Here is a 17193-nt window from a genome sequence, read left to right on the forward strand (position 1 = left end):
GTCGCCACCAAGGCCCGCTCGGAACGCTGGTAGCGCTCGAACAGCTCGGTGGAGAAGCGCCCGGCCCGGTCCTGCGGAACCCGCAGCTCGAGCTTGCCGACCCGCGTCACAAGGGTACGGCCGTAATAGCCCGAGCGATAGCCAAGCCGTTCGGGCGTGCGCTCGCTCTTCGAGGCACCCAGCGCCTCGTCCATCTCGGCCTCAAGCACCTCCTGCATCACCGCACGGAGCACTTCGTGCAATCCATCCGGGTTCGAAAGCAAAATGTCTTTGACGGCAGCGCTGGCGGTCTTAACTTCAGTCTTGGTCATGGTGGCGTTCCTTCGCGGGAATCAGGTGACGTGAACAATCACCAGCCTGCCATGACCGCCCCCTCTCAGCGAATTTGCAGAACTCTCAGCACACACTACCCGGCGCGCCCTGTATCTCCGCCCTTGCATCTAGACCTCAGTAATTTGCCGAGATCAACGCTTACCAGGTCTCCCTCCCCCTTGTGGGGAGGGATTAAGGGTGGGGGTAGGTGCCGGGCAAACATCGAAGAATGGGGGGAGCGCCCTATGTGATTGCCCTGCATCAGCGTTGTCTGGAGCCTCAGTTCAAGCCGGCGAGCAGCGCCTGTGCCTCGGCGAGGTTTTGTTCCGAACCGGCGGCGAGTTCGTCCATCTTGCGCTCCTTGAAAATGACGAGCGCATCCTGGCAGGCGGCGATGGCTTCCTCGGCAAGCGCCTTGTCCTTGCGGGCAGCACCGAGGTCGACCAGCACGTCGCACAGGCTGTCCTGCGTGAAGGCTACGGCCGGCACCGAATTGATCTTCTTTTGCACGGCGATTGCCTCGCGCAGGATCGGCACCGCCTCCTCGAAGCGGGCGACGTTGTTCTCGGCGCGGCCGGCAAGCATCAAGGCATAGCCGACCTCGTTCTGCACGCTCGCCCATCGGTCGGGGTCGCGGTCGCGGCCGACCTCATCGGCCAGTGCGCGGTTGGCGGCGATCTCTTCATCGAACACCGCCGACTCCGGCGCCTTGTCCCTAATCATGGCGAGCACCCGGGCGAAATCGCCCTGCGTGCGGACCCATTGCTCCGGCGCCCGCTCACGAGTGCGCACGCTCTGTATGCTGCGATAGATGGCGGCCGAGCGCTTCAGCAAGGCGACATCGTTGCGCCAGTAGCCCAGCGTCGACAGCGCGCTGGCCAGATTGGCCTGGTTGCGTAGCCACTCATCGGCGTCTGTGTCGCGGGCAATCACGCTGAGCGCCGCCTCGTAGGCCTGAACCGACTTCGCCATTGTGTCCGGGTCGGAGGTAGCGCTGGCCTGCATCATCCGCGCGTTGCCGAGATCGCCTTCAACGGAGGCCCACAGTGTGCGATCGGGCAACGCGGCATAGACGGCGAGCGCCGCCTCGTGCGCGGTCGCCGCCCTCTGGTAAAGAGACGGATCGTTGCTGCTACCGGCAAGGTAGTAGTAGGCGCTACCGAGATTGTTCTGCAGTTGTGCATGATCTTCCGGCGCCGTGGCGCGGTCATAGAAGGGCAAGGCCGCTTCGAGCGCAGTCACCGACTGGCTGAAGTCATCGGCGTTCCGTGTCCTGTCGCCGAGCACGAGCAGGACATGGCCCAATCCCCATTGTGTTGCCGCAAAAGAGACCGGATCGCTGTCGCGAGTCTGCACCTCGAGCGCCGCGCGATAGGCTGTCACCGAGCGTTCGAGCGCCTCGACCGGGCCGCCATTGGCCTTGCCCAGCATGGAAAGGGCGATGCCCAGCCGGTATTGCGTCGTCGCCCAGTCGGTCGGGGCGCCCTCTCTGGTCCGCACCGTGAGCGCGGAATCATAAGCGGCGACCGCCTGTTCGAGGATCGCCCTGTCGCCCGCACGGGCACCCCAGGTCGACAGCGTGGCGCCGAGATCGTACTCTGTCGAGGCGAAATCGAGGGGGGCAGAGGTGGCGGTGTAGACTTCCAATGCCTTGCTGTAGGAGGCCGCCGACTTCTGCAAATAGTCGGTTCCTGTGTCTCGATTTCCAAGCGTTGCATAAACGAAGCCGAGATTCTGTTGCAGCGAGGCCCAGTCGAGCGGCAGCTTTTCACGCGTATATTCAGATAGCGCCGCCTCGTAGGCTGAGACCGCCTTGAGCAACATGGCGTCGTCGTTCTGCCTGGCGCCAAGACGATGCAGTGCGTTGCCCAGCGTCAGCTGGCCGTTCGCCCAGTCGGCCGGCGCGCGCTCGCGCGTCCGAACCGAAAGCGCTGCCTCCGCCGCCTCCCGCGCGCGCTGCAACGCGGCGATATCGCCGTTGATCTCGCCGATCGACTCGAATGCGGTGCTCAAATTGTTCTGGATCGTCGCCCATTGCGCCGGCGCGCGTTCCCTGGTCATCTCCTCAGCCGCCGCCTGGAAGGCCGCGACCGATTGCTCAAGCGTCGGTACATCCTTTTCGCGCGCGCCGAGGCTCGCCAGAACGACACCCAGATTGATCTGGCTCAATGCCCAGTCGAGCGGTACGCGATCCCGGCGATATTCTGTCAGCGCGGCGCGATGCGCCGATATCGCTGCGCGAAAGCTGTCGCTCGTCGGCTCGCGCTCGCCCAGTTCGGACAGCACAACGCCGAGATTGTTCTCGGTCGCCGCCCATTCGAGTGGTAGTTTCTTCGACCCCTGAACCTCAAGCACCGAGCGGAAGGCGGCGACCGCCTTTTCGAGCAGCGCGGTGCCGTTCTCGCGCCGGCCGAGCTGCCAGTAGACCGCGCCTAGATTGCCGAAAGTCCTGGCCCAGTCGTCCGGATAGGCGTCGCGCGTGTAGACGCTCAGCGCTTGCTCAAAGGCGGCTGCCGACTTGTCGAGATTGTCGCGGCCGGCCTCGCGCTCGCCCAGTGTCGACAGAGTGATTGCGATATTGTTTTCGGTGGCCGACCAGCGGATCGGCGCGTTTTCGCGCGTCACATAAGTCAGGCTCTTTTCATAGGCCGCGACGGCCTGGAGCAGAAAGGCGTTGTCGCCCGAAAAAGAGCCGTGCGCGGAGAGCGCCTCGGCTTCCGCTGACTTGTAGGTCCAGGCGTCCTCGTCGCTCCATTTTTCTACCTCGTCATAGGCCTTGGCGTAATCTTGAGCCGCCTTCAGATAGTCAAAGGACAGTTCATAGGTTTGCGCACTGCTGGCGAAAACCTCCGCAAACTCCTGCCGCCGTGCCTTGATGTCGGCCTCCGCCTGATCGACAGTCGTTGACAGTTCGCCGACGCGCGCCTTGGCCTGCTCGTGGAATTTTTTGGCGGCCTCGAGCGCGCCCTCCCGTACCGCCTGTTCGGCGAGCCCGGTCAGCCTGACGATCTCCGGGTCCTGGCTCTTCAGCGCGGCCTGCTCGGCCAGCACCTGTTTCAGCCGCTCGGTCTGGCCGCGCAGCAATTTGTCGAGTTCGGCCGGATCCTTGGGTATGTCGACCCCGAGCGCCTTCACCATGGCGTAGAGTCCATCCATCGGCACCTTGCCGTCACGCGCTATGGTTTCGATCTGGCGGCGCTCCGGATCGGGTAGCGTCGAGATAGTCAGCAGGAGCTGGCGCCGCTCCCTTAGGATTTCCCCCTCGTCGCCTTTCGGCGCCTCGGCGGGGGTACCGAAATAGAGCAGCCGGCGCAGGCTCTCATTGACCCAGGGCCGCTGCTGGCCATTGGTCTTGAGATAGACCTCCTCGCCGATCATGCGCAAAACGGTGCCGAATTCCTCGCCGCCCATCGTGTCGATGTGGCGCAGGATCGCTGCCGCATAGGGGCTGTTGCCATCGGCCGGACCGTCCAGCGCAACCTTGCCGGGCTCGGCGGCAAAGGCCATGACCTGGCCGAGGCTGTCGTCGACCGAGCCCTTGGCCTCGGCGCCGCCTTTCAGGGAAACCACGCCGCGCGTTTCGCCGAGACCGCCGGCGCCGATCGGCTTGCCTTCGTCGCCCGGCGCCAGCTTCAAGAGCGTGCCCGGCGGGAACGGATCGTTGCGGCAGGCGTCCAGCAGAACGATGGTGACCGGCACCTTGGCCTTCAGTTCGGCGACGATGGACGACAGCGGCACCAACTTTTCGCCGGCATTGTCGAGTGCCGAAATATCGGCATCGACAGGGACCAGATAATTCTCGCCGCCGGCTTCGATGCCGTGGCCGGAATAGTAGATGATGGCGACATCGGCGCCCTCGGCATCGTCGACGAAGCCTTCGAGATCGCGCCGCAATTTGCGTGCGTCGCGATTGGTGGCGACATTTGTCTCGAAGCCGAGCTTGTCGAACATCTCCTCGATGGCGCGGGCGTCGTTTTCCGGATTGGGCAGTTTGCCGACATGCTGGTAGTCGGACTGACCGATGATGAGCGCGACGCCTTTCAGCGCCTTCGGCTCTTCAGCCAAAGCGGGGCCAAACGCGCATAGGCACACCAGTGCCGCGGCAAGTGCCGCGCACATGCGCCCTGTCGCACCTGCTGTTCGCCCAAAGAGCATTCTCTACCCCAAAACCCGACGCTATCTTCCGCAGGCGAGATGGCATCATGATGGCCGGCCGATGGCAAGTCCTTGGGCGAGCTGTGTTCTTGTCGTGGATATGCGTACGAGGAGGCTGGCTTTCAGCGTGCGAGCGGTAGTGTTCAGCATGCCGGATACGGCCAGACCGGCCTGTTCGTGAGTTGACAGGTCCGGACTTGTTGAGCAGTCGTCCGGCCCCGTAGAGCCTCTTTCTCTCAATGTTTCCGGGCGAGGCGCCACGGTTGGATGCGCGGGATTGGCACTTTTGCGTCAGCCGGCTTTTTTGGTCCGCAACGAGACCCGGACTTCGCGACTGCATCTTTTTAAATCAAAGGAATGAACTGGTGCTGCGAGAGAGGATTGAACTCTCGACCTCTCCCTTACCAAGGGAGTGCTCTACCACTGAGCTACCGCAGCCGCTGATGGCGGGGCTTCTGCCATATAGAACCGGCAAGCGCAAGGCGTCTGTGAAAGGCTTTGCCAGACAAGTTTCGCTGACATGGCGGCGCCACAATGCTAGCTATCCCTTGAACGGCAGGCCCTGCCAGTTGCGGGCGGGACGGAACGATGGACGAGAAGACAATTCCACCGAAAAAGGCTGATCCGGAAAAAAAGGACGGGACTGACCGCAAGGACCGTCTGGCCGAGCAGCTGCGCGCCAATCTCATGAAGCGCAAGACGCAAGCGCGCTCGCGGCGCACCGGTGATCCTGACCAGCGGCCCGAAGGACTGCCGGCTGCTGAAAAAATGCACAAGGACTGACCGATATCAGCCACACTGGCCGGTCACCTTGGCCAAAGGGGCTCAGAAATCCTATTTCTTGAACCAAGCCGGCCAATGGTCTAGACGGGCCGATACTCAAACTGACGAAAACCGGCCTATCGGGCCGAGGGGACATTCTCTCATGGATCGCATCAGAATTGTCGGCGGCAACAAGCTCGCCGGAAGCATTCCGATTTCGGGCGCGAAAAACGCCGCTTTGCCGCTGATGATCGCCTCGCTGCTCACCGACGACACGCTGACGCTGGAAAACGTGCCGCATCTGGCCGATGTAGAGCAGCTGATCCGCATTCTCGGCAATCACGGCGTCGACTATTCGGTCAACGGCCGCCGCGAGAAGCAGAATGAGGGCTATTCGCGCACCATCAATTTCTCGGCCCGCAACATCGTCGACACGACCGCGCCTTACGAGCTGGTGTCGAAGATGCGGGCATCGTTCTGGGTGATCGGCCCGCTGCTGGCCCGCATGGGCGAGGCGAAAGTGTCGCTTCCCGGCGGTTGCGCCATCGGCACGCGGCCGGTCGACCTGTTCCTCGAGGGCTTGCAGGCGCTGGGCGCCGACATCGATGTCGACACCGGCTATGTGCTGGCCAAGACCAGGAACGGCCGCCTCGTCGGCAATCGCTATGTCTTCCCGAAAGTCTCCGTCGGCGCCACCCATGTGCTGATGATGGCGGCGGCGCTGGCCAAGGGCGAGACGGTGCTGGAAAACGCCGCCTGCGAGCCCGAAATCGTCAACCTCGCCGAATGCCTCAACGCCATGGGCGCCAGGATTTCCGGCGCCGGCACGCCTGTTATCACCATCGATGGCGTCGAGTCGCTGTCGGGCGCGCGCGTGCGCGTCATCCCCGACCGCATCGAGACCGGCACCTATGCCATGGCGGTGGCCATGACCGGCGGTGATGTCGTGCTCGAAGGCGCCCGCCCCGAGCTGCTGCAGACCGCGTTGGATGTGATTGCCCAGACCGGTACCGAGATCACGCCGACCAATTCCGGCATTCGCGTCCGGCGCAACGGCGCCGGCATTTCGCCGGTCGACGTCATGACGGCGCCGTTCCCGGCCTTCCCGACCGATCTGCAGGCGCAGTTCATGGGCCTGATGACCATGGCCAAGGGCAAGTCGCGCATCACCGAGACCATCTTCGAAAACCGCTTCATGCATGTGCAGGAACTGGCCCGGCTCGGCGCCCACATCACGCTGTCCGGCCAAACGGCGATCGTCGACGGCGTCGCCAAGCTGAAGGGCGCACCCGTGATGGCGACCGATCTGCGCGCCTCGGTGTCGCTGGTCATCGCCGGTCTGGCGGCCGAAGGCGAAACGACGGTCAACCGCGTCTACCACCTCGACCGCGGTTTTGAGCGGCTGGAAGAAAAGCTCTCCAATTGCGGCGCGGTGATCGAGCGGATTTCAGCTTAACCGCACGGCAGTTGCTTCAGACAGACAGGCGTCTGGTGCTGCCTTCATTCACCGCCAACACTTCAAACCCGAGGCGCTAGCCTCGGGTTGAATTTGTGTCGCGGTTGCACGGACCGGAAAGACCGCCTAACAGAAGGCTGAAACCAACTTTCAGGTGTGCATTCGGCATGGCAGCCCTCAAACTCATTGCGCTCGACGATCAGGATCTGAGCATCGTCTCGGCTCACGTCCAGGACGCCGTGATGAAAGTCTCGGATCTCGAATACCTGCCTTCGGCCAAGCGTTTCATATTGACCATGAACCGCTTCGTCTGGGAGGCGAAATCCGGATTGTTCAGCCCGCACAATGAGCGGCGCCAGGCGGTGTTGCATTTCGACCGCGTGCTCGGCGCCAAGACCAGCGGCATTGCCCGCGATCGGCCGGCCGAGGTGCTGTCGCTTCTGGCAATCAGCTTTATCGAAATCAGCAAGCCGGCCGGCATCGTCGAATTGGTCTTTTCCGGCGGCGGCGCGATCATGCTCGACGTCGAATGCATCGAGGCGCGGCTTGCCGACATAGGCGGCGCCTGGGAAGCCACCTCGCGTCCGGTGCACAGGGTCTAGAGCATGATCCCAAAAAGTGGGTGCCGGTTTTTGTTGGACAAAACGGGAATCGTCTGTCCAGAGATCTTGCTCCAACAAAGGGTTAGATCGTGATGAGATTTCAACCAAGTCTCATCACGATCTAGACGCAGCCGATGGCCATTACGCTTATCCAGTCCGATGCCGGTTTCGCGCAGCGTTTCGCCGCCTTCCTGACCACCAAGCGGGAGGTATCGGAGGACGTCGACACTGCCGTGCGCGCCATCATTGCGCGGGTTCGTGCCGAGGGCGACGCTGCCCTGGTCGACTACACGCTGAAATTCGACAAGGCCGACCTCAATAGCCTCGGCATCGCCGTGTCGAAGGACGACATCGCGCAGGCCTACAAAGACGCCGATCCGCAGACGGTCGAGGCGCTGAAATTTGCCCGTGACCGCATCCGATCCCATCACGAGCGACAAATGCCCAAGGACGATCGCTATACCGATGCCGCCGGGGTCGAGTTGGGTTCGCGCTGGACGGCGATCGAGGCGGTCGGGCTCTATGTGCCGGGCGGCACGGCAAGCTATCCAAGCTCGGTGCTGATGAACGCCGTGCCGGCCAGGGTGGCGGGCGTCGAGCGCATCGTCATCGTCGTGCCGGCGCCGGGCGGCATCATCAATCCGCTGGTGCTGGTGGCCGCCGATATATCAGGCGTTTCAGAGATTTACCGCGTCGGCGGCGCGCAGGCGATTGCCGCCCTTGCCTATGGCACCGAAACGATCCGGCCGGTCGCCAAGATCGTCGGGCCCGGCAATGCCTATGTCGCCGCCGCCAAGCGCCAGGTGTTCGGCACGGTCGGCATCGACATGATTGCCGGACCGTCTGAAGTGCTGGTGGTGGCCGACGGCAGCAACGATCCCGACTGGATCGCCGCCGATCTTCTGGCGCAGGCCGAGCACGACGTGTCGGCGCAATCGATCCTGATCACCAACGATCCTGCGTTCGGAAAAGCAGTCGAACAGGCGGTCGAGCGCCAATTGCTGAGCCTGCCGCGCGCCGAGACGGCGGCTGCCAGCTGGCGCGATTTCGGCGCGGTGATCCTGGTGGAGACCATCGAAGCCGCGCTGCCGCTGGTCGACCGCATCGCCGCCGAACATGTGGAACTCGCCATCGACGATGCCGAGGGCTTCCTGGCCAGGATGCGCAATGCGGGTGCTGTGTTTCTGGGACGCCATACGCCCGAAGTCATCGGCGACTATGTCGGCGGCTCCAACCACGTGCTGCCGACGGCGCGTTCGGCGCGCTTCTCTTCGGGCCTGTCGGTGCTCGATTTCGTCAAGCGCACCTCGATCCTGAAGCTCGGGCCGGAGCAGCTGAGAGCACTTGCGCCGGCGGCGATTGCGCTGGCCAAGGCGGAAGGCCTCGACGCGCATGGCCGCTCCGTCGCCATCCGGCTGAACATGTAGGCGGCGATGGCGGACGGCGATCAAACCCGCGCAAGGCTGATCGATGTCGAGCTCGACGAGTCGATCGGCCGTTCGACGCCCGATGTCGAACATGAGCGCGCGGTGGCGATCTTCGACCTGATCGAAGAAAACAGCTTTCAGCCGGTCAATGATGACGGCGCCGGGCCTTATCGGCTGAAGCTCTCGCTGGCCGAATCCCGGCTGGTGTTTGCGGTCGCCCGCGAGGATGGTGCTGATGTCGTCACCCATATCCTGTCGCTGACGCCGCTCAGGCGCATCGTCAAGGACTACTACCTGATCTGCGAAAGCTATTACGACGCCATCCGCTCCTCGACGCCAAGCCATATCGAGGCGATCGACATGGGCCGGCGCGGCCTGCACAATGAAGGCTCGCAGACGTTGATGGACCGGCTGGCCGGCAAGATCGACATCGACTTCGACACGGCGCGGCGGCTGTTCACGCTGGTCTGCGTGCTGCACTGGCGGGGTTAGACCTGACTGGGGCGCCCCGCTCGATCCTGTTCTTGTGCGGCATGAACGCCGTGCGCTCACCGATGGCCGAGCAGCTGGCGCGGCGCATGCTGCCGCCGGCCACTTTCGTCGCCTCTGCCGGCGTGCACAGGGGCGAGCGCGATCCGTTCGTCGACGCGGTGCTGGCCGAAGAGGGCCTGACGCTGGGCGAGCGCCAGCCGCGCTCGATAGACGATCTCGAGGACGATTATTTCGACCTGATCGTCACCCTGGCGCCGGAAGCCCACCACGCCGCGCTCGAACTCACCCGCTCGCTTGCCGTCGACGTCGAATACTGGCCGATGCCGGATCCGACCGATGTCGGCGGCAGGCGCGAGCAGATCATGGCCAGCTATCGCGACGTGAGAGAACGGCTGAAAGCGCGCATCAGCCGACGTTTTCTGCTTCCGGAGGTAAAAAACGCGGCGGATTGATGCATGTCGCTCAAAAGCGGTCCCGGTTTTGAGACAACGACATGCATAAACGAAACCTTGGAGCGCGTCGCATATGACGCGATCTAAGCGTGTTCACAAGCGCACGATTATCATATAGGTTCCGCCGAAATTCCGGCCTGGGCGCTCCAGGGCGCCGGAACTGCAATCCAAGCAAAGGTATCGAATGCCGAAGGAAGAAGTCCTCGAGTTTCCGGGTGTCGTGACGGAATTGTTGCCCAACGCGATGTTCCGGGTGAAGCTCGAAAACGAACACGAGATCATCGCCCATACGGCTGGCCGCATGCGCAAGAACCGCATCCGTGTGCTGACCGGCGACAAGGTCCTGGTCGAGATGACGCCCTATGACCTGACCAAGGGCCGCATCACCTACCGTTTCAAGTAACAGTCCGGCGCGAACCGCGATGAGCATCCTGCAGAAGCTCGTGCTTGCCTCTGGTTCGCCGCGCCGGATCGAACTGTTGCAACAGGCCGGCATCGAGCCGGACCGAGTGCTGCCAGCCGATGTCGACGAAACGCCGCTGCGCGCCGAACATCCGCGCTCGCTGGCCAAGCGGCTGTCGAAGGAAAAGGCCGAGAAGGCGCTGGCCTCGCTGAAAAGCGAGGAAGACTATGCGCCAAGTTTCGTGCTGGCCGCCGATACGGTGGTCGCGGTCGGACGCCGCATCCTGCCCAAGGCCGAGACGCTGGACGACGCCGCCAATTGCCTTGGACTGCTTTCGGGCCGTTCGCACCGGGTCTATTCCGGCATCTGCCTGATTACGCCGGGCGGCAAGCTGCGCCAAAGGCTGGTTGAATCCAGGGTACGCTTCAAGCGGCTTCCACGCGAGGAGATCGACGCCTATGTCGCCTCCGGCGAATGGCGCGGCAAGGCCGGCGGCTATGCCGTCCAGGGTCTCGCCGGTTCGTTCGTCGTCAAGCTGGTCGGCTCCTATACCAACATTGTCGGCCTGCCGCTCTACGAGACGGTGGCGCTGCTTTCGGGCGAAGGCTTCAAGGTCCACACCAGCTGGCATACCGCGCGGCCATGAGCCTGGACGATAAGGTCACACCACTGCGCCCGAAGCGCCCCTGCCCCGAATGCGGCAAGCCGTCGGCGCGCGAGACCTATCCGTTCTGCTCGAAGCGCTGCAAGGACATCGACCTCAACCGCTGGCTGAAGGGCGCCTATGTCATCACCGCGCGGGATGACGAGGACGAGAGCGACGAGCCGAAGTAGGGTTTGGGCGGTGCCGGCCGCGCAATTCCACTTCGCCGACCTTACGCAATTGCTGCTTTGCCGGCGTCGGTATTGTCTGCGACAATTGCCCCGGAAAATCAGCGCTTAGGCGCTGGACAGGCCGGATTCCCGTGCTATAACCCACGCGCTTTCAAGGGGTGCCCCACGGCGCTTTCCTGAAATCCGGTCAGGCGATGTCTCGTTTGCCGGCGAGGCCCAGATAGCTCAGTTGGTAGAGCAGCGGACTGAAAATCCGCGTGTCGGTGGTTCGAATCCGCCTCTGGGCACCATCACCCTAGGGTCCATTCCGGACACATAGCTGAGCAATGCCTCCGCGCTGCACATCGCGGTGTCAGCGCCGCCAGTGAGTTGAACTCCGCCTGCAGCCATCCGAAACGCCGCGCCGATTAGCGCCGGTTATTTCAGTCCGAACTCGACCGGCGTCGGCTGACCGCCGGCCGGCCCATCGAACAGCAGAAGCGCGCGCAGCCTGCCATCGGCCTCGCCGAGCGGCAGCAGCGCTTCCGGCTTGATCTCGGCGCCATAGCCTTCGAGATCGAGAAGCTTATCGGCCTGATCGCCATCGGAGAACACTGAGTAGTCGCCGAGCTTGATGGGCTGGCCTTCGGGCGGGTCGTTGACGGGACCGGCGAGCACGAGCAGCTTTCCCTGATAGGCGAGAAGATCGCGCACGCCGCGCGCATGTCCCTCGCCGTCGACTCCGAGTTCCAGCTTCAGCAGGGTCGCGCCGCCCGGCCCGTGATCGAACAGCATGCCGAGCGGCACCGACAGGATGACGGCCCGGTTGCCCTCCAGAACCGGCCCGCGCAGCCCCGCCAAAAGGGCGCCGTCGCGCACCGCCACGCCCTCTATGGTGAGGCCGTTTTCCTCAAGCGGGCTTTGGGCGAAGGGCGCGAGCTCGGGCTGGGCGCGCACGATTGCCGGCAGTTCCGTCGATCGCCTCTTTTCCGGCTCGGCCATGAGCTTGCCGGTCGTCATATCGATCGAATCGGGCGCAAAGCGAATGCGGAAAATCTCACTGCTCGCCATGACCCTCGCCTCGACCTCGGCGGCGGCGTCGACGCCGGATTCATGGCGCGGCCGGCCATGTGAACCTATGACATAGAAGGCTCCGCCGGCGAAGGCCACGCCCTCGGCGTCCAGTTCGAGAGGCTTGCCGACGAAACTGTCGTCGATCAGCCGCACGAAATCCCCGGCGATCAGCTTACCGTCCTGCAGGATGATGATCTGTGCCCCTTGCGTCTCGTCATCGGCAATGAGGCAAAGCCGCGGGAAGCCACTTTCCGTCGCGCAGGCAATGCCGCTCACATCCTTGGAATTCTTGCTCTCCGATCCCTCGAGATTCTTCGGCTTGCCTGTCAGCTTGCCCTGGATCGTCCAAGGTTGCGGAGCCTGCGCAAGCGCCGCTCCGCTCCAGCCAACCGCCAGGCACGCAGCCACAAGCGAGGCGCTTAGTTTGCGAGAGTCAATCGACCATGTCATGGCGCTCAATCCATCCGCCGGCCCGTCAAGAACATGCCAAACGCGCGATGCGGCACAGCCGTCGGGAACGGGTGGAGCAGACGATTGACTTGCTTTGTCCGTTTTGAACAGCTTCTTCCGAAGCGCGTCGTATTTAAACGGGATCCTGCGACGCACTTCAAGTCTTTGTCTCGATACACGCTCAATTCCTTCCATGGCATTCAGGTATTTTCGAAGACGCTGAAATAGCCACTGGATTTTTACAATAGATCAAAGTAACCTTTTCCTGTCGGCTTCTCACTTTTGAATGATCGTTGTCTATTTTCGTGCGGCGCAGTAGCACTGTGCTGGGCAAATTCTGGTATTTATGGAGGCACTGGCATGTCAGGCATTGTGCGCGTGTGGATTTTTGGAATGTCGGTGCTTTTCCCGATCGCCATGAATTCGCCGAGTGCCGCGAAATCGCTCGAATGTACCTATGAGGGGCAGGCTGGCGTCGATGGCAGCCGGCTTATCGAAATCAACACAGAGCATTCGAACTATTCTTACCAGATGGTCGCATCAAACCCCGAAGATCTTGAGGCAGAGGGCAGCACTTCCTCTGACGCCACATTCGTTGAACTGGACGGCGCCCTCGCCGCTCTCGTTCATGTGAAAGGTTTGATGCAAGGGGGCGAAATCACCACCGAGACGCCGGCCCTCACAATTTTTTACGCCGGAGCGGACGGTAAGTTCGTGGAGGTGACGGACGGGGCCATCGCCAAGGGTACCTGCGTGGCCGGCAATGGCGAGGAGGCTGCACGGCAAGAGGCGCCTTCCGATACTTCTGATCCTTTTTCAGCGCCTTGGGAAAATTCGCAGAACGCAATCGTGCTCGATCCGTTCAAGGGCAACGGCATCGTCTGGGACAAAGTAAAGACGGACCGGCGCGTCGCCGCGGTTATTCACAAGGCGACGCAGGGGCTCGGCAGAGATTCCGCATATGCCACCCGCAAAGGCGAGGCAAAGGCGCTCGGTCTCAAATGGGGCTCATACCACCTCCTGACAAAAAGCGACGTTGACCGGCAGATCAGCAACTACCTCCAGGTGGTCGGAAACGATACGACAGAGACCCATGCCGTTGATGTGGAATGCCTTTCCACGTCCTCAGACTGCCAGGATGGAACGTTCAAGGTCACTTTCGTGCAGATCGAGAGCGCGCTTCGCAGGATGAAGTCGGAGACTGGACGGTTTCCGCTGCTCTATGTGAACCATTCCGTCGCCAAAGAGCTCTCCCGCCACTGGCACGGCTCGACCGAGTTCGGCGGCGTCCCGCTCTGGTATGCACGCTTCAAGCGGCACGTAACCGACTTCCCCGAAGGGCCTTGGCACGGCTACACGCTCTGGCAATTCTCCAGCGAGATAAACTGCTCTGCTGCTTCCTGCCCATACCGAGTACCGGGGACCGACCCTGACATGGACCTAAATGTCTACGGGGGGACCGTTGCGGCACTTCAGGCAGCGTGGCCTCTCGATCATTGAGTAGGCCGGGAAGCCACGGCCTGTGCCCCACAGCACGATTTGAACTGACTTGAGCGGTGGCCGCTCAAGCCTAGGCGTCGCGTTCAACGAGGATATCGGCCTCGATCGCCGCATTGACGAAGGCAGCGCGGGCATAGTGCGCCTCTTTCAGGCCTTCGAGAACGCCGAGGCAGGCCTTGCGGGCGGCGACGTGATAGCGGCCCGTCTTCGCGGGCCAGCGGTTCATCAGGATGTCGGCGGCCTGCGCCACGCGCTCCACCTTGTAGATGGTGTTTCCGGACCTGCCGAGCGCCACGCGAACCGGCTCATCGACATGCTGGTCTTGCATGCTTCCCCTCCCGAACGCGATCGCGAGTCAATTCGGCATGCACTGAAATGGTTCCAGAAACGAAAGAAGCCCGCCAGCCTGAGCCAGCGGGCTTTCTGTTGATCAGCAAGTCTCGCGCTCAGTGGAGGTCTATATCAAGTCTCGTCAGTGGATGGCGGAACGTCAATGGTTCCGCCGCCACCTGACGTAGGCGAAGCAACATGCGCCGCAAGTTTGCCCTTCCGGTGCAGGACCGGCTTTTCGTATACTTCTTTCATTGAAATATGCCCCAAGGCCCAAACGCCCGGCGCAACCCGCGCCTCCATCAGCCCAATGTCAAGCAAATACGAAAACCGGCGCAACGCGAATGACAGGCTTGCCGCGATAGGAGATGGCGGCGTCCAACATTTGCCGCCCAATGAAATCACTTTGCGCCCATCGGCCAAATGGCGGATTCGCTTTGCTTGGTGATCCCCTCCACCTAGGGCAAACTGCCTGCCGGGGCTGCAGGAGGAGAAATGCGAGCACGCGCAGCTACGATCGGCGATCTCGAAAGTGTCTTCCGTGATCTGTCCACGCGGATGTCGGACGAGTATGTGGCCGCCGGCAAGGACAGCAAGGTCGCCTACGACAATCTGATGATGAATTTGAAGGAAGGCCGAGCGCACGCGCTGGTCGAGGGCGACAAGACGGTGGCGATCGTCGCCTGGCACGAGAACAGCGACGCCGCCGACACGCTGTTTGCCGCGCAGGAGGGTTTCTTCAGCGCCGCGACGGTCCGCTTCTGCAGGCGCCACATCCGCCACATTCAGGCGCTGGCCGGCAACCTTCCCATCCACTCGCGCAGCTGGCTGCAGCGGGCCGACGTCGGCAAATGGTTCCGTGTCATCGGTTATGTCGAACGCGGCCGAGAGAACGGCGCCACTGTGTTCGAATTGCCGCCGGCACGGGGAGCGTCAGCTGCGCGGGCTGCCTAGGGCTGCGCACCCACGGATGCCATCACGGAAAAGCCCCCGCCAGGATGGCGATGGGCCAATATCGCCTGCAATGGGCTCATATCGGGGGCTCAGATATCGGGCTGATCCAGCGCCTCGAAAATCACCCGTTCCAGCGGACCGAGATCCTCTTCGATCTCGCTGACCTCAAGGCCTAAATGCCGAGCATCCAGGGCAGCTCGCGTGGTTAGGGTTCGAGCCGTTGCCTTGTCGGCAGGCAGTTCGCCCGGCAGGTGCTCGTGGATCCAGCCCTGCAGGAAATCAACGCCGCGCTCGCTCATCGATTTATCCCTTCCGTTATCTGGGGGATCATTCCCCCAGAATGACCCCAGAAGCGACGATCTGAGCCGTCAGGCTGGTGAGCCTGCCTCGCTTCACGAGCGTCGGCTTTTGGTAGATTTTCTTCATGGCGGTGCCTTTCGCGACAAATCGCTCGTCGGCAACAACGTCCGTCGCGGGGCAGCGTTCCATGGCGGGCTGTTGAGCCCGACCCCCTGACACATCGTATTTGAGAACAGCCCCGCTCCCGCGACCCGTGATGTTGATGCCGAGGCAGGTTGCGAAGCCAATGCGGGGCGTGGCATTTGTCGATGCCGATCATTGGGATGGCAAGCAGGACATGGCACGGCCACCAGACATCGCCCGACACCAGGCCGCCAAGGCAGGCGTTAGCCTGAACCGGGCGCTTTCCAAACTCGGCCTGTGTTCGCGCAAGCAGGCCGAGCTGCTGATAGCCGAAGGGCGCGTGCGGGTTGGCGGCAAGGTGGTGCGCGATCCGTCGCTGCGTGTCGATCTCGGCCGCGACCGCATCGCTGTCGACGGCGAGCAGATCGTCGGCGAGGCAAAAGTCTACCTGATGATCAATAAGCCGCGCGGACAGGTCACCACGCGCGATGACCCGCAGGATCGTGGCACCGTCTATGACTGCCTGGTGGAACTGGAGTTGCCTTTCGTGTCGCCGGTCGGCCGCCTCGACAAGGCCAGCGAAGGCCTGTTGCTGATGACCAACGACACGCGCTGGGCCAACCGCCTGCTCGATCCGGCCTCGCATGTCGCCAAGACCTATCATGTGCAGATCGGTATCGCGCCGGACGAAGCGATGCTGGCGCGCTTTCGCGACGGAGCGATCGTCGACGGCGAACTGCTGACCGCAAGTTCGATCGAACTGCTGCGCAGCGGCGGCCGCACTGCCTGGCTGGAAATCGTGCTCGACGAGGGCCGCAACCGCCAGATCCGCCGCCTGCTCGGGGCATTCGATATCGAGGTGCTGAGGCTGGTTCGGGTGGCGATCGGCGGTTTGCAGCTCGGCGAACTCGCCAAGGGCAAGGCGCGGCATCTGACATCGGAGGAATTGGCGGTGCTCGCGCGTTAAGAGGCAGGCTTGCCGCGAAACCCTACTTCTGGTTCCACCTGCGTATCACCGGCTCGCTCAGATCGTGCTCATAGCCGAGGATGCTGAGGCTCGCGGTATCAAGTACGAAGTGCGCACCGCCTTCGGGTGGCAGACCGAGCCAGCGCGCGGCCAGCACGCGCAGGAAATGCGAGCTTGAAAACACCAGCACATTGCCCTCGATTGCCCGCAGCCCGGCGATGATCCTGTCGGCCCTGGCGCCAACATCCGCTACCGACTCGCCGTCGGGACAGCCGTCACGGAACAATTGCCAGCCGGGGCGCTGCACAAGAATCTCCTTGGTCTTAACGCCCTCATAGGCGCCATAGTCCCATTCCTGCAGGTCGTCCTTCTTGACGGCAGCAGCGCCGAAGCCGGCAAGCGTGCAGGTGCTGAAGGCGCGCTGCGACGGGCTCGACCACACCGCCTGGAAGGACAGATCCTTGAGCCGGTCCGCCACGCCGCGAGCCGCCGCCTCGCCCTTTGGCGTCAACGGTATGTCGGTGCGGCCGGTGTGTTTTCCCGAAGCGCTCCACTCCGTCTCGCCGTGACGGACCAGATAGATCTCGGGGTATGCACTGCTCATTCGCCGGCCTTTCGGTT

The 17193-nt window shown here is 62.8% G+C and carries 19 protein-coding genes and 2 tRNA genes; 13 read left to right on the top strand and 8 right to left on the bottom strand.

From position 1 onward, the window contains the following. The 3 genes from NKJ78_RS08545 to NKJ78_RS08555 all read right to left on the bottom strand — a co-directional run. The coding region (locus NKJ78_RS08545) for an IS256 family transposase (RefSeq protein ID WP_031205862.1) at positions 1-311 on the bottom strand (311 nt) is incomplete at its 3' end. A gap of 280 nt (positions 312-591) precedes the next feature. Then, complete coding sequence (locus NKJ78_RS08550; protein WP_352459162.1) at positions 592-4431, bottom strand: caspase family protein; 3840 nt, start codon at positions 4429-4431, stop codon at positions 592-594. Positions 4432-4830: 399 nt separating this feature from the next. After that, positions 4831-4905, bottom strand: a tRNA-Thr gene (locus NKJ78_RS08555). 150 nt (positions 4906-5055) lie between these two features. On the opposite strand from NKJ78_RS08555, the gene NKJ78_RS08560 reads away from it, so the two are divergent. The 10 genes from NKJ78_RS08560 to NKJ78_RS08605 all read left to right on the top strand — a co-directional run bounded on the left by NKJ78_RS08560 (position 5056) and on the right by NKJ78_RS08605 (position 11185). Continuing rightward, a complete protein-coding gene (locus tag NKJ78_RS08560) occupies positions 5056-5250 on the top strand; it encodes a hypothetical protein (protein WP_023669287.1) in 195 nt (64 codons plus the stop codon). Between the two features lie 142 nt (positions 5251-5392). After that, a complete protein-coding gene (gene murA / locus NKJ78_RS08565; RefSeq protein ID WP_023669286.1) occupies positions 5393-6685 on the top strand; it encodes a UDP-N-acetylglucosamine 1-carboxyvinyltransferase in 1293 nt (430 codons plus the stop codon). A 167-nt stretch (positions 6686-6852) separates the two neighbouring features. After that, entirely contained in the window at positions 6853-7287 is a 435-nt protein-coding gene (locus NKJ78_RS08570) for a DUF2948 family protein (protein ID WP_023669285.1), read from the top strand. A gap of 134 nt (positions 7288-7421) precedes the next feature. Continuing rightward, complete coding sequence (gene hisD / locus NKJ78_RS08575) at positions 7422-8714, top strand: histidinol dehydrogenase (protein WP_023669284.1); 1293 nt, start codon at positions 7422-7424, stop codon at positions 8712-8714. A gap of 6 nt (positions 8715-8720) precedes the next feature. Beyond that, entirely contained in the window at positions 8721-9206 is a 486-nt protein-coding gene (locus tag NKJ78_RS08580) for a UPF0262 family protein (protein ID WP_023669283.1), read from the top strand. Then, positions 9194-9658 carry an arsenate-mycothiol transferase ArsC gene (locus NKJ78_RS08585; RefSeq protein ID WP_352459307.1) on the top strand — a complete coding sequence of 155 codons (465 nt, stop codon included), beginning with the start codon at positions 9194-9196 and terminating at the stop codon, positions 9656-9658. Before NKJ78_RS08580 ends, NKJ78_RS08585 begins: the two co-directional genes overlap by 13 nt. A gap of 184 nt (positions 9659-9842) precedes the next feature. Then, complete coding sequence (infA, locus tag NKJ78_RS08590; protein ID WP_006200926.1) at positions 9843-10061, top strand: translation initiation factor IF-1; 219 nt, start codon at positions 9843-9845, stop codon at positions 10059-10061. Positions 10062-10080: 19 nt separating this feature from the next. Continuing rightward, positions 10081-10707, top strand: coding sequence for a Maf-like protein (locus NKJ78_RS08595; RefSeq protein WP_023681911.1), 627 nt, complete (start codon positions 10081-10083; stop codon positions 10705-10707). After that, entirely contained in the window at positions 10704-10895 is a 192-nt protein-coding gene (yacG, locus tag NKJ78_RS08600; protein WP_023669280.1) for a DNA gyrase inhibitor YacG, read from the top strand. The genes NKJ78_RS08595 and yacG overlap by 4 nt, the downstream gene beginning before the upstream one ends. Positions 10896-11109: 214 nt before the next feature. After that, positions 11110-11185: transfer RNA gene (locus tag NKJ78_RS08605), tRNA-Phe, on the top strand. Between the two features lie 127 nt (positions 11186-11312). Here NKJ78_RS08605 and NKJ78_RS08610 read toward each other — a convergent pair. Next, positions 11313-12398, bottom strand: a complete 1086-nt coding sequence (locus tag NKJ78_RS08610) for a DUF3616 domain-containing protein (protein WP_084013093.1) — start codon at positions 12396-12398, stop codon at positions 11313-11315. 360 nt (positions 12399-12758) lie between these two features. Between NKJ78_RS08610 and NKJ78_RS08615 the strand changes: the two genes are divergently transcribed. Beyond that, positions 12759-13898, top strand: a complete 1140-nt coding sequence (locus tag NKJ78_RS08615) for a glycoside hydrolase family 25 protein (protein WP_023687388.1) — start codon at positions 12759-12761, stop codon at positions 13896-13898. A 70-nt stretch (positions 13899-13968) separates the two neighbouring features. On the opposite strand, the gene NKJ78_RS08620 is transcribed toward NKJ78_RS08615, so the two are convergent. Then, positions 13969-14226: a DUF982 domain-containing protein gene (locus tag NKJ78_RS08620; RefSeq protein ID WP_023703408.1), complete on the bottom strand. Its 258-nt coding sequence runs from the start codon at positions 14224-14226 to the stop codon at positions 13969-13971. A 497-nt stretch (positions 14227-14723) separates the two neighbouring features. Between NKJ78_RS08620 and NKJ78_RS08625 the strand changes: the two genes are divergently transcribed. Continuing rightward, on the top strand, positions 14724-15182 hold the full coding sequence (locus NKJ78_RS08625; RefSeq protein ID WP_023669674.1) for a hypothetical protein: 459 nt from the start codon (positions 14724-14726) through the stop codon (positions 15180-15182). Positions 15183-15271: 89 nt separating this feature from the next. Here the strand turns inward: NKJ78_RS08625 and NKJ78_RS08630 are convergent, their stop codons facing one another. Both NKJ78_RS08630 and NKJ78_RS08635 read right to left on the bottom strand, forming a co-directional pair. Continuing rightward, entirely contained in the window at positions 15272-15481 is a 210-nt protein-coding gene (locus tag NKJ78_RS08630) for a DUF768 domain-containing protein (protein WP_023669673.1), read from the bottom strand. 28 nt (positions 15482-15509) lie between these two features. Then, positions 15510-15671: a hypothetical protein gene (locus NKJ78_RS08635; RefSeq protein ID WP_023669672.1), complete on the bottom strand. Its 162-nt coding sequence runs from the start codon at positions 15669-15671 to the stop codon at positions 15510-15512. 148 nt (positions 15672-15819) lie between these two features. Between NKJ78_RS08635 and NKJ78_RS08640 the strand changes: the two genes are divergently transcribed. After that, on the top strand, positions 15820-16572 hold the full coding sequence (locus tag NKJ78_RS08640; protein ID WP_352459308.1) for a pseudouridine synthase: 753 nt from the start codon (positions 15820-15822) through the stop codon (positions 16570-16572). Between the two features lie 22 nt (positions 16573-16594). On the opposite strand, the gene NKJ78_RS08645 is transcribed toward NKJ78_RS08640, so the two are convergent. Continuing rightward, positions 16595-17176 (bottom strand): histidine phosphatase family protein, encoded by a 582-nt coding sequence (locus NKJ78_RS08645; protein ID WP_023703410.1) that lies wholly within the window; start codon positions 17174-17176, stop codon positions 16595-16597. Positions 17177-17193: the final 17 nt, after the last annotated feature.

Source organism: Mesorhizobium sp. M0037 (genome assembly GCF_040323635.1).
GTDB lineage: Bacteria > Pseudomonadota > Alphaproteobacteria > Rhizobiales > Rhizobiaceae > Mesorhizobium.

Excerpts from the sequence above, each read along its gene's own strand:
- NKJ78_RS08550 (WP_352459162.1), bottom strand. The coding sequence starts at position 4,431 with ATGTGCGCGGCACTTGCCGCGGCACTGGTGTGCCTATGCGCGTTTGGC.
- NKJ78_RS08560 (WP_023669287.1), top strand. The coding sequence starts at position 5,056 with ATGGACGAGAAGACAATTCCACCGAAAAAGGCTGATCCGGAAAAAAAG.
- murA (WP_023669286.1), top strand. The coding sequence starts at position 5,393 with ATGGATCGCATCAGAATTGTCGGCGGCAACAAGCTCGCCGGAAGCATT.
- NKJ78_RS08570 (WP_023669285.1), top strand. The coding sequence starts at position 6,853 with ATGGCAGCCCTCAAACTCATTGCGCTCGACGATCAGGATCTGAGCATC.
- hisD (WP_023669284.1), top strand. The coding sequence starts at position 7,422 with ATGGCCATTACGCTTATCCAGTCCGATGCCGGTTTCGCGCAGCGTTTC.
- NKJ78_RS08580 (WP_023669283.1), top strand. The coding sequence starts at position 8,721 with ATGGCGGACGGCGATCAAACCCGCGCAAGGCTGATCGATGTCGAGCTC.
- infA (WP_006200926.1), top strand. The coding sequence starts at position 9,843 with ATGCCGAAGGAAGAAGTCCTCGAGTTTCCGGGTGTCGTGACGGAATTG.
- NKJ78_RS08595 (WP_023681911.1), top strand. The coding sequence starts at position 10,081 with ATGAGCATCCTGCAGAAGCTCGTGCTTGCCTCTGGTTCGCCGCGCCGG.
- yacG (WP_023669280.1), top strand. The coding sequence starts at position 10,704 with ATGAGCCTGGACGATAAGGTCACACCACTGCGCCCGAAGCGCCCCTGC.
- NKJ78_RS08610 (WP_084013093.1), bottom strand. The coding sequence starts at position 12,398 with ATGACATGGTCGATTGACTCTCGCAAACTAAGCGCCTCGCTTGTGGCT.
- NKJ78_RS08615 (WP_023687388.1), top strand. The coding sequence starts at position 12,759 with ATGTCAGGCATTGTGCGCGTGTGGATTTTTGGAATGTCGGTGCTTTTC.
- NKJ78_RS08620 (WP_023703408.1), bottom strand. The coding sequence starts at position 14,226 with ATGCAAGACCAGCATGTCGATGAGCCGGTTCGCGTGGCGCTCGGCAGG.
- NKJ78_RS08625 (WP_023669674.1), top strand. The coding sequence starts at position 14,724 with ATGCGAGCACGCGCAGCTACGATCGGCGATCTCGAAAGTGTCTTCCGT.
- NKJ78_RS08630 (WP_023669673.1), bottom strand. The coding sequence starts at position 15,481 with ATGAGCGAGCGCGGCGTTGATTTCCTGCAGGGCTGGATCCACGAGCAC.
- NKJ78_RS08635 (WP_023669672.1), bottom strand. The coding sequence starts at position 15,671 with ATGGAACGCTGCCCCGCGACGGACGTTGTTGCCGACGAGCGATTTGTC.
- NKJ78_RS08640 (WP_352459308.1), top strand. The coding sequence starts at position 15,820 with ATGGCACGGCCACCAGACATCGCCCGACACCAGGCCGCCAAGGCAGGC.
- NKJ78_RS08645 (WP_023703410.1), bottom strand. The coding sequence starts at position 17,176 with ATGAGCAGTGCATACCCCGAGATCTATCTGGTCCGTCACGGCGAGACG.